Annotated in this window: 11 protein-coding genes; all 11 read left to right on the top strand. The window is 64.5% G+C overall.

Going from position 1 to position 13,966, the window contains the following annotated elements:
* Positions 1-16: 16 nt before the first annotated feature.
* The 11 genes from HNS03_RS19030 to HNS03_RS18980 all read left to right on the top strand — a co-directional run bounded on the left by HNS03_RS19030 (position 17) and on the right by HNS03_RS18980 (position 13,056).
* Positions 17-526, top strand: coding sequence for a hypothetical protein (locus HNS03_RS19030; protein WP_367197622.1), 510 nt, complete (start codon positions 17-19; stop codon positions 524-526).
* On the top strand, positions 523-996 hold the full coding sequence (locus HNS03_RS19025; RefSeq protein ID WP_367197620.1) for a hypothetical protein: 474 nt from the start codon (positions 523-525) through the stop codon (positions 994-996). The genes HNS03_RS19030 and HNS03_RS19025 overlap by 4 nt, the downstream gene beginning before the upstream one ends.
* A complete protein-coding gene (locus HNS03_RS19020; protein ID WP_367197618.1) occupies positions 944-1,465 on the top strand; it encodes a hypothetical protein in 522 nt (173 codons plus the stop codon). The genes HNS03_RS19025 and HNS03_RS19020 overlap by 53 nt, the downstream gene beginning before the upstream one ends.
* An 11-nt stretch (positions 1,466-1,476) precedes the next feature.
* Positions 1,477-2,874, top strand: coding sequence for a hypothetical protein (locus tag HNS03_RS19015; protein ID WP_367197617.1), 1,398 nt, complete (start codon positions 1,477-1,479; stop codon positions 2,872-2,874).
* A gap of 207 nt (positions 2,875-3,081) precedes the next feature.
* Positions 3,082-5,694, top strand: a complete 2,613-nt coding sequence (locus tag HNS03_RS19010; RefSeq protein ID WP_367197615.1) for a PD-(D/E)XK nuclease family protein — start codon at positions 3,082-3,084, stop codon at positions 5,692-5,694.
* Positions 5,694-9,074 (top strand): UvrD-helicase domain-containing protein, encoded by a 3,381-nt coding sequence (locus HNS03_RS19005; RefSeq protein ID WP_367197725.1) that lies wholly within the window; start codon positions 5,694-5,696, stop codon positions 9,072-9,074. The genes HNS03_RS19010 and HNS03_RS19005 overlap by 1 nt, the downstream gene beginning before the upstream one ends.
* 576 nt (positions 9,075-9,650) lie before the next feature.
* Complete coding sequence (locus HNS03_RS19000) at positions 9,651-9,935, top strand: type II toxin-antitoxin system prevent-host-death family antitoxin (RefSeq protein WP_367197614.1); 285 nt, start codon at positions 9,651-9,653, stop codon at positions 9,933-9,935.
* A 10-nt stretch (positions 9,936-9,945) separates the two neighbouring features.
* Positions 9,946-10,371: a hypothetical protein gene (locus HNS03_RS18995; RefSeq protein ID WP_367197613.1), complete on the top strand. Its 426-nt coding sequence runs from the start codon at positions 9,946-9,948 to the stop codon at positions 10,369-10,371.
* Positions 10,372-10,381: 10 nt separating this feature from the next.
* Positions 10,382-12,040 carry a recombinase family protein gene (locus HNS03_RS18990; RefSeq protein WP_367197612.1) on the top strand — a complete coding sequence of 553 codons (1,659 nt, stop codon included), beginning with the start codon at positions 10,382-10,384 and terminating at the stop codon, positions 12,038-12,040.
* Between the two features lie 261 nt (positions 12,041-12,301).
* Positions 12,302-12,673, top strand: coding sequence for an XRE family transcriptional regulator (locus HNS03_RS18985; RefSeq protein ID WP_367197611.1), 372 nt, complete (start codon positions 12,302-12,304; stop codon positions 12,671-12,673).
* Between the two features lie 158 nt (positions 12,674-12,831).
* Entirely contained in the window at positions 12,832-13,056 is a 225-nt protein-coding gene (locus HNS03_RS18980) for a DNA-binding protein (protein ID WP_367197610.1), read from the top strand.
* Positions 13,057-13,966: the final 910 nt, after the last annotated feature.

The raw sequence follows: 13,966 nt of genomic DNA, 5'->3' as shown, positions 1-13,966 counted from the left end.
CGCGGAGTGCAAATCCATGAAGTCCATTGATCTTTTCTATCAGGGCGAAGGCGTCGGCGAGGTCGCGCATCTCGAGCTCGAGCCCGAAGCGACGTTCGCTGTCCTCAAGGCTCGTTTCGTCGAAAAGCACCAGATTCCGGTCGATGCGCTGCTGTTCATCGAAGACGAGGACGAGCCGATTGACGAGGGCGTCCTTCTGAAGGACCGCGCCACCGCCAAGGGGCTGAAGGTCCATATCCACCGCTGCCGCCACGTCGAGGTGACGGTGACGTTCAACGGCGAGACGGTCGAGCGCCGCTTCCCGCCGAGCGCCACTGTGGCGCGGTTGAAGCGCTGGGCTGCCGAAAAGAAGTTCGGCATGTCCGAGGAGGAGGCCGGCGAGCACGTGCTGCAGATCGCGGGCACGCATGACCGGCCGGCGCCGGGGACGCATATCGGTGCGCTGACCGACGGCAAGGTCTGCGGCGTGGCTTTTGATCTCGTGCCCGATGAGCGGATCAACGGCGCGGCGGGGGGTGACGCGTGATCGGCCCCGACCAGCGCGCCTTCGAGGCGGACGTGGCCAAGGCCGCGTTCCGCCTCGGACAGGCGGAGGGGCGCTGGCGGCTGATCAGTGTGGCGTGGCCCTTCGCGTTCTTTGGCGTCGTCGCCAAGGATGGCCGGGAATATGTGCTTCGCCTGAACTGTGCCGGTTACCCGCAGGCGGCGCCGACCGGCGGCCCCTGGGACATGAAGACCGACAAGATCCTCGCGTTCGATCTCTGGCCGCGCGGCCAGGGCGGGCGTGTGTCGGCGGTGTTCCGCACCGATTGGAAGAACGGCACCGCCCTCTACCTGCCCTGTGACCGCGAGAGCCTGATGGGGCACGACAATTGGCGTCGCGAGATGCCGTCGAAGATCTGGCGCCCCGCAGAGGGGATTGTTCAATACCTGGAGCTCGTCCATGAACTTCTTCAGTCCCGTGATTATGCGCCGCCTCTTCGCTCCGCGGCATGAGCTGTCCTGCTCATGGTTTCTGTGGCGTCGTCTGAAGGCGAAGCTGCGCGAACGCGGTCGCAAATGCAGCCGCGAGAGCGGGGCGTTCCTGCTCGGTCGTCGCGAAGACGGAAGGGCCAGGATCGTCGACTTCGTGCTGTATGACGATCTCGATCCGCACGCGCTCGACAGCGGCATCGTCCGGTTCGACGGGCGCTACTTCAGCGACCTCTGGGCGATCTGCAAGACACGCGGCCTGACAGTCGTGGCCGATATTCATGTGCATCCGGGCGGGTCGGGCCAGAGCGGTTCAGACCGAGATCATCCCATGATCGCGCGTGAGGGGCATATCGCGCTGATTTTGCCGCGGTTCGCGACTGGCCGTCAGCCCCGGCGCGATGTCGGCATCTATCGCTATCTGGGTGGCAAGCAGTGGGACACCGTGCGGCCATCCGAGCGCCGCGAATTCTTTCACATCAGTCTGTTTTAGAGGAGTGAACCATGACCGCGCAGATTTCGCCGGACTCCCTTCATCGCCTGGTCAAGCACGCCATTGACAGCGGTGCGGCTACGAGCGTCGCCGAGGCGGAAGCGCTTTTTCGAGGTTACCGGTTGACGGTGGAGATCGATGGCGCGGCCGCCAACGAACCCGTGCAGCAAGCCGCGCTGTTGACAACGGTCGCCCTCGGCCGGCGGGTATTCCTCGGTGGTGTCACAATCGCCGGAGCCCTTGAGGAGCCGCTGAAGCTGGCAATGCCGCTCGGGCGCACCTTGGGCGAGGCGGTCCGGGCGCTGGGCGGGTTGCTTGACGAGACGATCTTGGATGCACCGACGATTGTGATCGGTGGCGGTGCGCGCGAGCGGCGTAAGGGCTTCTGCGTGCGTACCGCTGCTGCAGGCTGGCGCGGCGGCATCCTGCCGGTCCATTCGGAGCTGGAGGCTGAGGGCGGGAGCGCCATGCCGCTCAGTGGAATGCTGGCGGCTGGACTGGCTGTCAACGAAGCATTCCTGTTTGTGAACGGCGGGATGCCCGCAGCGGGTCGGCGGGCTGTGGGGCTTTCGTTGTGGCGGCCTGGCCCAGAGGTTGACTGGTTGCAGTCTGACGAAAGCGAGCGGGCGCTGACTTATCTGCCATCGCGTCTGTGGCTGATCGGTCTTGGTCACCTGGGCCAGGCCTATCTGTGGGGCCTCGGTCTGCTGCCCTACCGGAATCCCGCCGAGGTGACTCTCATCCTGCAGGACATCGACGTTGTTACCGACTCTACGGAGAGCACGTCGATCCTGAGCGACTCCACCATCGTGGGCAAGAAGAAGACACGGGCGATGGCGGCTTGGGCCGAGCGGCACGGCTTTGCGACTTCTATCCAGGAGCGCCCGTTCGCCGCGGATTTCAAGCGGCAACCGGATGAGCCGGCAATCGCGCTCTGCGGGCTCGACAACGCCGTTGGCCGGCAAGCCCTGGACCGGGTTGGGTTCGATCTGATTGTAGAAGCCGGTCTCGGACGCGGTCACCGCGATTTCCGCACGATGCGACTGCACGTCCTGCCGGGGCGGCGTGCCGCCGCCGATATCTGGAAGCAAGCGCGTCCAGGCGAAAAGGTCGAGGACCGCTCGGCCTATGCCAAGCTACTTGCCGACGGTGTGCTCGACCGCTGCGGCATGACGCTGCTCGCCGGCAAGGCGGTCGGTGCACCGTTTGTGGGCTCGATCGCGTCGACATTGGCGTTGTCGGAGGTGCTGAGGTTGCTACATGGCGGTGCGGTGCACCAACTGGTCGATATTGATCTTCTCGGCCTCGATCAGCGGCTGGTCTCTCGGCATCCCAATGATTTCTCTGATCTGAACCCGGGATTTACGATGGCGATGGACGCGCCGTGTTCCTGCCGGAGCAGGTCGTAGAGCAACGGCGGTTAGACGAGGGCTATGTAACGCCAGCCTAAGCTCTTGGATACTCTCGCTTACTAGCAGATAGTGCGCGTCTGCCCCTGATGAGGTCGTTAGAATAGTGCAAATCACACTGTAGGCCGGACACTGAGGAACGTATACTTAATGGCGCCTTTCGAGAATCCCCGCCGTAAAACGGTTGTTGCCCATGGCAGATTGGCCATGCGCGAGATCCGGTTGCGCGCCGCCCGCGATCGCCGGCACGGTCTTCAGGTGATGACATTCGAGCATCTGGCCGCGAGGCTGGCTGGCGGATTTTCGCGTCCCATCGACAATGAGAGTCTTCGCGCTGCGATCCAGCAGGCCCTGCCCGAGACCGAGCTCGGCGAGCTGGACGGCATCAAGCAGCTCCCCGGCATGGTTGAGGCGGCGGCCGACACGCTCCACAAGGCGTGGCGCGCCGGCCTCAATCTTGCGGCCCGCGCCGGCGACCATCCGCGCATCCAGTCGATTGCCCGTCTGGAAGGAGCGGTTCTCGAACGGCTTCCGCCCTCCATGATGCGTCCCTCGGACCTGGCCGCCGCTTCCATGCCGCGCCTTGAACACGCGCCCGCGCTTCTGGGACCGGTCGAGATCGTCGGGATCACCGAACTGTCCCCCTGCTGGCGGCCGCTCCTGTGCGCTCTCGCCGGGCACACGCCGGTTCGATGGATCGCCGGGCCCCGGTCCGTTCCGGCTTGGCTCGATGGGGGTGCCGTCGCGATCGAGCGCTCCGAGCCGCTGGTTCCCGAGACCGGCGCCATGAGCGCGTCCACCGCCTACCACGAGGCCATCGAAGCCATGCGCTGGGCACGCGGACTGCTGGCGTCGGGACAGGCCGAACCCGGAGACGTCGCCATCGCGGCGGCGATGCCGGCGAACTATGACGATCATTTCCTGGCCTTGCGCGCCGACGCCAATCTCGACCTGCACTTTGTCCATGGCGTCAAGGTGACGGCGACCCGGGAAGGGCAGGCGGCGGCGGCCCTGGCGGATATCCTTGTGCGGGGTCTCTCCCAGACAAGGATGCGCCGGCTAGCGGCCCTGCTCGGCTCCCAGCCGGGTCCCGTGGGCGCGCTGTCGGAGGGCTGGACGCGCATCTTGCCGGCGGACGCGCCCCTGGCGTCGCCCGAAGCCTGGGCACAGCTCCTCGGCCTGCTCACGCCCGCCGACTGGCCGGACGGCCAGGACCACAATCAGGCCCTGCGTGGCATTATCGCTTTGCTTGAGCGGGGCACCGCCACCGCCGCCGAAGCCGGAGAGGCGCTGCTGAGCGGCCGGGCGCTCAATATCTGGCGCAAGGCCCTGCTGGCCGGACCGGCCGTGTCGCTGGACATGACCCTCGACGCCCTCAAGCAGGATGACGGGCTGGAAGCCTGCGTCACCGTCGCCTGGATGCCGGCCAGCGCGCTCGCGGCATCGCCGCGGCCATTCGTCCGCCTCCTCGGCCTCAATTCCTTGCGCTGGCCGCGCGGGCTATCGGAAGACCGCCTGCTCGCCGACCACATCATTCCGACCGCCGAACTTGATCCACTCCCGGTCGCCTCGGCGGATCGCCGCGACTTCGAGACCATCCTGGCGACATCGAAGCGTCAGGTTGTTCTTTCCCGCGCCCGGCGCGACAGCGATGGCCGTCTTCTCGGCCGGAGCGTCCTGTTTCAGGGCCAGCCGGAGGAGGACTATCTTCCGCGCAATGCCGTCCCGCTTCATGCCATGAGCGAGACCGACAGGTTGCTGGCGCGGTCGGAGGAATTCGCGGGCGTGCCGCAGGCGGTCTCGGCCGTGAGCTGCTGGCGGGACTGGCATATCCATGATGTCACGCCTCATGACGGCCTCGTCCGCGCCGAGCATCCCGTCTTGCTGGCGATCCTGGAGCGCACGCAGTCGGCCAGCTCTCTGCGCCGCCTGCTCAGGAACCCGCTGGGCTATGTCTGGCGATATGGCATGCGTTGGCGCGAGCCGGAAAGCGGCAGCGATCTGCTCGTTCTCGACGCCCTGGGCCTCGGTGACCTCGTCCACATGGTCCTCGACCGCGCCTTGCAACGCCTCGAAGCCGAGGGCGGGCTCGCGGCGGCCGACGAAGCCCGGATCGCGGGCGCCATCGCGGCGGCCTCCGCCGAGGTGGCGGGGAAATGGGAAGCCGAGCGGCCGGTGCCGCCGAGGATCATCTGGGCGCGCACCCTGGATGACGCCCGCCTGCTGGCCGGCAACGCCCTGACCATGGAGGACGCGCACCTGCCCGATGCCCGTTCCTACAGCGAAGTCCCCTTCGGCGGTTCGCAGCCGAAATCCGACGGCGACATCCCCTGGGACGCCGAAGCTCCTGTCGAGATTCCCGATACAGGCTTCCGCATCTCCGGCTATATCGACCGCCTCGACATCTCCGGCCACGGACACCAGGCCCTCGTGCGCGACTACAAGACGGGCCGGCTCCCCAAAGACGCAATCGTCATTGACGGTGGCAAGGAGCTGCAACGCTGCCTTTACGCCTTTGCGGTTAGAGCTCTGCTCGGAGGCGACGTCGAGATCGCCGCCTCGCTGCTCTATCTGCGAGATCAGGTCGATCTCCAGCTCGACGATCCGGCGGCGACTCTTGAAGAGACATCCGCCTATCTCCGGACCGCCCGCGCGAACCTGCTAGCTGGCCGGGCTCTCATGGGGCCGGATACCGGAGACTCTTATGATGACCTCGCCTTCGCCTTGCCGGCCAACGTCGTCAACGGCTATCGCAGACGCAAGGAGGCCGTCGCGAAAGAGCGGCTCGGCGAGGCGGTCCGTGTATGGGAGGCCAAATGATGGACACTCCCCAGCAGGCTCTGGCTGACGACGTGGCGCGCCGGGACGCGCTCGCCTCACACGATCGGTCTTTGCTGGTCGAAGCCGGCGCCGGCTCCGGCAAGACGGCCGTCATGGCCGGACGAATCGCCATGATGCTCGCCGAGGGCATCGCGCCAAGGTCCATTGCCGCGGTGACGTTTACGGAGCTGGCCGCCAGCGAACTGGTGATGCGGGTGCGGGAGTTCGTGGACGCGCTCATGGCGGGCGACATTCCGACGGAGCTCCGTGTCGCCTTGCCCAATGGTTTGTCCGAGGCACAGCGGGATAACCTCGCGACCGCCGCCGCTTCCATCGACGACATCACCTGCTCGACGATCCATGGATTCTGCCAGCGCCTGATCAAGCCGTATCCGGTCGAGGCCGATATCGATCCGGGCGCGGATGTCATGGACCGCGACCAGTCCGACCTGGTGTTCGTGGACATCGTGGAAAGTTGGTTGCGGGAACGGCTGTCGGGTGACGAAGGTGGTCTGATCGCCGAGATGGTCCTTCAGGATCCCGCTCAGACCGTATCGCTTATCCATATGATCGTGGGCCATCTGCGTCGCCATCGCACGGCCATGGCCCCGCGGGCCGCTCCACTGCCTCCCGCCGTTCAGGCGTTCCAGGAGCAGGTGGCCGCGTTCAACCGCTTCCTGACGGATCTGGACGACGTCGAGGAGGAGACCGTCGCGATCGCCGCCCGGTTCGCGGAGATGGCTGAGGCGGTGGCATTCGCGCTGACCGCCGACGATCCCGCCAGCCTCATGCAGTTCCTCGTCACGCGTCCGCACCCCGATCTCTGCACTAAGGCCGGCGCCTTCTCTTCGTATCGAGGAAAGAAAGGGAAATGGGGCGCAGTGGCCAAGCGCGCCGGACTGGCAAAGGCTGACGGCGACCGTCTCAACGATGCGGCCGAGGGCCACTACAAGGCATGCTGTGAGTCTTGGACCGCGATGCTGCAAAACGTTGCGAGCAGGGTCCTAGCCGATGCCATCGCCGAGGCGCAGCCCATCTTGCAGCGCTACCGCGACTACAAGCGTTCCGCCGCGTTGCTGGATTTTGACGATCTGATCTTCGCGGCGCGCGATTTGCTCCGCGGCCATGACGACGTCCGGGGCGCGCTCGCCGGCCGCTATACCCATGTCCTGGTCGACGAGTTTCAGGACACCGATCCCCTCCAAGTGGAGATATTCTGGCGCCTCTGCGGCGAACCGCCCGACGGTGATCCGACTGAAGACTGGACGGCGTTCCGGATTCGCCCCGGGGTACTGTTCCTGGTGGGCGACCCGAAACAGGCCATCTACCGTTTCCGCGGCGCCGACGTAAGCACCTATGTTCGGGCCCGCGACGCATACAGGGCCCGGGATGCGGACAGTGTCCTATCCATCTCCACCAACTTCCGTTCCTGCGCGTCGATCCTCACGTATGTGAATGAGCGCTTCGAAGCGCCGTTGTCCAGTGATGGCCAACCGGGATTTACGGCGCTCGATCCCTTCCATCCCGATCCGGGCGACGCGCTGTGCGTCGCGGCGCTCGATGTCGCCGTCGCCGACGAGAACGGAAAAGCGACGGCCGAGCAGCGGCGCGACGGTGAGGCCGAGGCCGTAGCCGAACTGTGCGCGCGGCTGATCGGCAGCGAAACCATCCTCGACCGCAAAACGGGTGAGAGGCGCAGGTGCCGGGCCGGTGACATTGCCTTGCTCGCACCGACCGGGAGTGACTTGTGGCGCTACGAAGAAGCGCTTGAGCGCTTCGGTGTTCCGGTCGCCACCCAGGCGGGGAAGGGACTGTTCCGCCGCCAGGAGATTCAGGACCTGATCGCGCTGACCCGCGTGCTCGCCGACCGGCGGGACACTCTCGCGCTCGGCGCCTTGCTCCGTGGGCCGCTGATTGGGCTCACCGAGGAGGAACTGCTCGATATCGTGTGGGCGCTGCCCCGCACCGAGGATGACCCCGACGCTTTGCCCAGGTTCGATCTGGGCGTCGATCCGGAAGCGGTTCAGCATCCGTTGGCACGGGACATTCTCGAGAAGTTGCAAGGGCTGCGCCGCCGCGCGAATTCCACGACGCCGCACGACCTCCTCTCGCAAGCCGTCGATGTGCTGCGGGTTCGTCCGATCCTGCTGCAACGCCATCGCGGCCAAGCCGAACGGGCCTTGGCGAATGTGGACCTGTATCTGAACCTGGCACGGGCTTACCCGGTGCGCGGCCTGCGCGCATTCGCCGTGGCCATGACTGCAGCCTGGACCGATGAATCGCGAGCCGTGGAGGGCCGGCCCGACGCCCAGGAGGAGGCCGTCGCGCTCTATACCATGCATGCGGCCAAGGGGCTTGAATGGCCGATCGTCATCCCCGTCAACACCATGACGCGCGTCATGGCGCCGGAGAGCGCCGTCATCGACCGCGAGAACGACAGCTTCTATTGTCCTGTGTTCGGCGTCCGCCCCGTCGGGTACGACGACGCGCGCGACGCCGAGAAGGCAGAGCTCGATCGCGAACGGATACGGCTGTGGTATGTCGCGGCAACACGCGCGCGGGAACTGCTTGTCATACCCCGTCTCGATGTAGACCCGGTCGGAACGGCATGGCTGGCGCTGCTCGACCTGTCATTGGCCGATCTGCCACCGATTGATCTCGCCCATCTTCCGGCGGAACCAGGCGCTGCCGAAGCACCGCCGGTCAATCCCCAGACCCGAGTGATCTTCCAGGACGAGGCCGTGGCGATCGCCGAGCGGCAGCGCCATCTCGTCTGGCTGGCGCCCAGCCGGGACGAGGACGCGGCCTCGCCCGTCGTCCGGACAGAGGACCCCGATATTGTTGTCTCGGCTGACGATACAGAGCCGCTTGAGGGGGGCCTTCCGATAGCCATCCAGGGCGGCCGAGAGCGGGGGCTGATCATTCACAAGCTGTTCGAGGAGGTATTGACTGGCGAGACGGATGAGGATGCCGAATCCATCACCGAACGTGCCGCCACGCTCATTCGGACTCTCGGGCAGCCTGTTGTCGAGGATCCGAAAGACGGATTGTCGCCTGGCGAAATCGCTGATTGCATCACGCGGACTCTGGCGTTGCCTGAGATCGCGGAACTTCGACCGAGGCTCGCGCCGGAATTTACGGTCTATTCGTCTGAAGATGGGGAGGGAGTAGAGCAGCTTACAGCCGGCATCGTCGATGCGAGCAGTTTCGGCGACGATGGCGCACTTCAAACGATCATCGACTGGAAAAGCGATGTCGATCGCCAGCCCGCGGCGGTCGAACATTATCGGGCCCAAATTCAAAGCTATTTGCGGACGACGGGATCGACAAAGGGGCTGCTCGTGTTTGTGACGCATGGTACGGTGTTCGAGGTTTCATGATTGCATGCTGATAGTCATGTATGCGGAATCTCGCTCTCCGAGTGCCGTAAGAATCGTGGGTTACGGGCCCGTGATCTAAACGGCCACTACCAGCGAGTTTGGTCCTCGGTGGCTTCCTGCCCCTGATCTAACCAGTGGCATAGAGCCATTCTACATCCTGCTTCTGTGTGATCTCCCGCGCTGCAGCCCGCCCTTCTGGTAATCGCCCGAAGAGCGCGCAAGAGGGCGCACATAAAGGCGATTTTAGATTCTGCCTTTCTGGTGAATCCCTACTTGGGTGAACCGGTCAATCGGTTCCCTTGGAAGGGATGCGCCATGAAGAGGAGCGATCGCCAATCGGAGCCTAGGGCGCCTGCCAATGACAACGGCCGGGCGGGTGACAAATCCCTCGGCCGGGCGGGTGACAAACCCCTCGATCCTCGTATCTGCCGCATAGCCGAGGCCATCGGCCGGCATCTGGCACGAGAGCATGCCAAGCTTCTCCTGCCGGTCAATGACAACGAGCCGCGAGATGAGTGACACGGCCGGGTTTGAGCGATCGAGCTTGACATTTCTTGTATTGTACGGAGAATTCAGATGATCAGAATGTTACATGCTGAGGATGCCATGGCCCGAACCACCGCGATGGAGTTTCAGCGCAAGTTCGGCGAGTACCAGCATCAGGCCCAGCGTGAGCCGGTCGAGATCACGCGCCATGGCCGGCGGGAGTTGGTCCTGATGTCGGCTGACCACTATGACTGGCTGGTCGCGGCGGCGCGCCGGACCGGCCGGACGACGGAGGCATCGGAGGTTGTCGTGGACGCCGTGCGCCGGGCCGAGATGGACCCGGAGCACGCCCCGCTCGACGATCTCATGAAGTGAGGCGGGACCGGTGGCCCTCCCGGAGCCGAAACCGGGTCTGGTGATCCGCTACGACTATCTCTGGTCCCATGAGGCCGCCGCCGGCCGCGATCAGGGAAAGGAGCGTCCGGCCTGCTTGGTGGCAGCGAGCGACTCCAGCCTGCGCCCGCGGTTCGTGGTCATTCTGCCGATCACGCACTCGCCGCCGGATGACGACACGGTCGGCATCGAGATTCCGGCAAAGGTGAAGCAGGCGCTCGGGATGGACGATGCGCCGAGTTGGGTGATCGTGTCGGAGTACAACGTGGATGAATGGCCGAACGGCGGCCTCGCTCCGCTACCCGGTCGCCCCGACGTGTTCAGTTACGGTTTCATCCCACCACGCCTCTTCGGGCAGGTGAAGGAGAAGTTCCTGGAATTGAGCGAGCAACGCCGGAGCAGCGGCGTCCGCCGATGAAGGGGGATTGATGATGATCAAGGTTGCGCTCTACGCCCGCTACTCCTCCGACAATCAGAGTGTCGCCTCGATTGACGACCAACTCCGCGTTTGCCGCGCCCACGCCGCACGCGAGAAGTGGCGCGTCGTCGATACCTATCAGGATCCGGCCATCTCGGGCGCCAGCGTAATCTTGCGGCCAGGCATTCAGGCGCTCCTGCAGGACGCCCGGCAGGGGAAGTTCGACATCGTGCTGGCCGAAGCGCTCGACCGCATCTCCCGAGATCAGGCCGATATCGCGACCTTGTTCAAGCATCTGCGTTTCACCGGCGTGCAGATCGTCACACTGGCCGAGGGGGAGATCTCCGAGCTGCACGTCGGCCTGAAAGGCACGATGAACGCGCTGTTCCTGAAGGACCTCGCGGCCAAGACCCATCGCGGTCTCCAGGGGCGCGTCGAGAAGGGCAAGGCGGGTGGGGGACTCTGCTACGGCTATGACGTCGTCAAGCGCACCAACAGCGACGGCGAGCCGCTTCGCGGCGAGCGCGCGATCAACGAGGCCGAGGCTCGGATCGTCCAGCGCATCTTCCGGGAATTCGCGGCCGGGCGGAGCCCGCGAGCGGTCGCGGCCGACCTGAACCATGAAGGCGTTCCCGGTCCGCTTGGCCGCGCCTGGGGCGATACGACGATCCGCGGGCACGTCTCCCGTGGCACCGGCATTCTGAACAACGAGCTCTATGCCGGCGTACTCGTGTGGAACCGGCAACGCTACGTCAAGGATCCGAGCACCGGCCGGCGCGTCTCGCGGCCGAACCCCGAGTCCGAGTGGATCAGGACGGACGTCCCCGAGCTGCGCATCGTCGATGACGCGCTCTGGCGAGCGGTGAAAGAACGGCAGGCCGAGCTTGCGAAGCAGTTCGAGCCAACGACCATCGGCGTGCGGGAAGCTCGGGCGAAGCGCATCCACGCCTTGCGCCGACCTGCGTTCCTGTTGTCCGGGCTGCTCACCTGCGGCTGCTGCGGCGGTAAGTACGGGATCATCGCGCGGGACCGCTATGGCTGTCTGAACCACTACCGGCGCAGCACGTGCGACAACAACCGGACAGTGGCCCGACAGGTAATCGAGCGCCGTGCTCTCACGGGCCTGCAGGACGAGCTCGTTTCGGCCGATGCCGTGGCTCGCGCGGTGCGCGCCTATGTCGAGCAGACCAACCGGCAGAACCAGGAGCGCCGTGCCCAGGGGGAGGTCGACCGTCAGGCCCTCGAGAAGATCGACCGTGCGATCCAGGGCATTATGCGGGCGATCGAAGACGGCATGTACCAGCCCTCCATGAAAGCGCGGATGGAAGAGCTGGAACGGGAGAAAGGAGAGATCATGACGCGCCTCACCGAGGCGCCGACCGACATGCCTGACGTGCATCCGAATATCGCCGAGCTTTACCGTGCGCAGGTCGCCCGTCTGACGGACGCTCTGGCGAGTCCTGAAACGCATGCCGAAGCGGCCGCCGATGTTCGCTCTTTGATCGGCGAGGTGGTGATCACGCCGGGCGTCGGCAGAGGCGAGTTTACCGCCGTCTTACGCGGCGAGTTGCTTGGGATTCTGGGCTTGGTTGCCGAAGAGAAAAGCGCTTCTGGACCTGAAGCTTTAACAAACGCGGCTGCGGGCCCCCGCAACCAACTAACTATCTGAAAAGATAGGGATTTTCCGAAAGCCCCGTTCTCCCCGAACGGGGCTTTCGGCGTTTTTGGCACACTTTTGGCACACTCAGGGACAATGCAGGGCCACTGCGCCCAACGGTTTCCAGTGCGCTCTCTGAGTGTTGCCGATTGGACGACTCGCTTGCCAAAGGCGGAAGGGAAGGGAAAAGCGCTTCTATCGTCAGCTTATCGCCAAGGCGGACGAACGGTTCGCGGACCATCTTTCGGGGCTAGTTAAGAAGGGAGGTCGGTGATGGCGGCCACGCTGAACGACATGATGGAGCGGCTTCCGGCCGAGCGTCGGCAGAAGGTGGAGGTGCGGGCGGAGGAGCTCGTTGCCAAAGAGCTGACGCTTCGAGATCTGCGCAAAGCCCACGACCTCACGCAGGAAGGGATGGCGGAGCTTTTGGACATCGGCCAGGACAGTGTCTCGCGATTGGAGAAGCGCTCCGACCTTCTCCTGTCCACCCTGCGCAGCTACGTGAGTGCCATGGGTGGCACCCTCGACCTTGTTGCCCGGTTTCCGGATCGGCCTTCGGTCGTGCTTTCCGGGCTGGCCGGCCTGACAGAAGACGACAGGTCCACCAAAGCTAAGAGCAAGCCGCGGAAGCGCATCGACAGCTGAAGCTGTTTCCCGGGAGGACCGTCGCAAGACGAGCACCTTGGCATGCCCAGGGTACAACCTTTACTTTTGGCAGGCTTTCGACTATATAGTCTGGTGGCGTCGCGTTCTGTCGTCGCCGGCCGATCGGCCTTCTCTGTCTCAATCCTGATGAGGGACTGATGAACAAAGGGGATGGTCGCGTCGACCACACGAAGCTGCGCACGGTCAAACAGATTGTGACCGAGGCACCCTGGCTGATGGAAGGCAAGATGCGGTGGCTGCTGTTCCACCGAGATAGCAACGGGCTTGCCAAATCCGGCGCCGTCCTTCGTGTTGGGGGACGCCTCTACATCCATATAGATGGCTTTCAGACTTGGCTTGCAGACAACACCTGCGCCGCCTGAGCCAACAGACCGGGGCCCGCTGACAAGCGGGCCCTTTTCATGTCTCACACAACAGACCCGCTATCTGGCACATATGTGAGAACTATCTGGTTTCTTATAGGTAAGTGATATCTGTTCTAGCTATCTGCGGCCCGCGAGAGGCCAGGGTCAGCAACGTGTTCCGTCCCGTAGGCGTACCCGACTCTGCGTAACGATCGTACCGTCATCTGCGCGGCCCCGTACCTTGATCTGCGTAGACAGGCAGGAATGCGTACCCTGGTCTGCGTGACAGCGTACGGATGTCTGCGCAGCCTCCTCTGAGAGCCGCAGAATTCCGCGGCCACGATTGACAGCGAGCGTACCGTACTCTGCGTGGCCTTCCCCGCGGAACTTGAGGCGGGATTCGTCGTCCGGGTGAAGGCACTGGTCGGATCGACCAGCATCGTCCGCCTGCAAATGCCAGCTCGTTCACCCACAAGGTGGGGCCGTGGGTAGCTGCAAAGCTGCAAGCTGAACTCGGGTAGTCCAAACTGTCATCGAAAAAGCCCCCTACCGGCATGGTGAAACGATGACGTCTTGAGGCGTTCTTTCGTGCTTTCTGGCTGTCGTGCTGGGAAGATGTGTTGCTGTCGTGCCAGCACGAAAGCGCAACCATCGTGCCGAAGGGGCTCGGCTCGTGGCTCCGAATGCGCACAGCGGTAGCCCGACGCTAGCCCCATAGAGCCTGCGTTTTCCGTTGACCGGTTGGAAGACCGCTGTGCCCTGGGATCAGGATCGATCCATCACCAGCGAATGATGGCGACGGCGGCATTGAGGGCACGCCCAGCCGCGGCCGGCAACCTCCGTTGCCTACGTGTGGAGTCTCAACAGGTTGTCTCGGGATAGGGCGAGGCGACTGATGGGTGTTTGGTCATCGATCCCACTGTGGGGT

It is taken from the genome of Amorphus sp. 3PC139-8 (assembly GCF_040750475.1).
Taxonomy (GTDB): domain Bacteria; phylum Pseudomonadota; class Alphaproteobacteria; order Rhizobiales; family Amorphaceae; genus Amorphus.
This window is presented reverse-complemented; position numbering and strand designations above follow the sequence as displayed.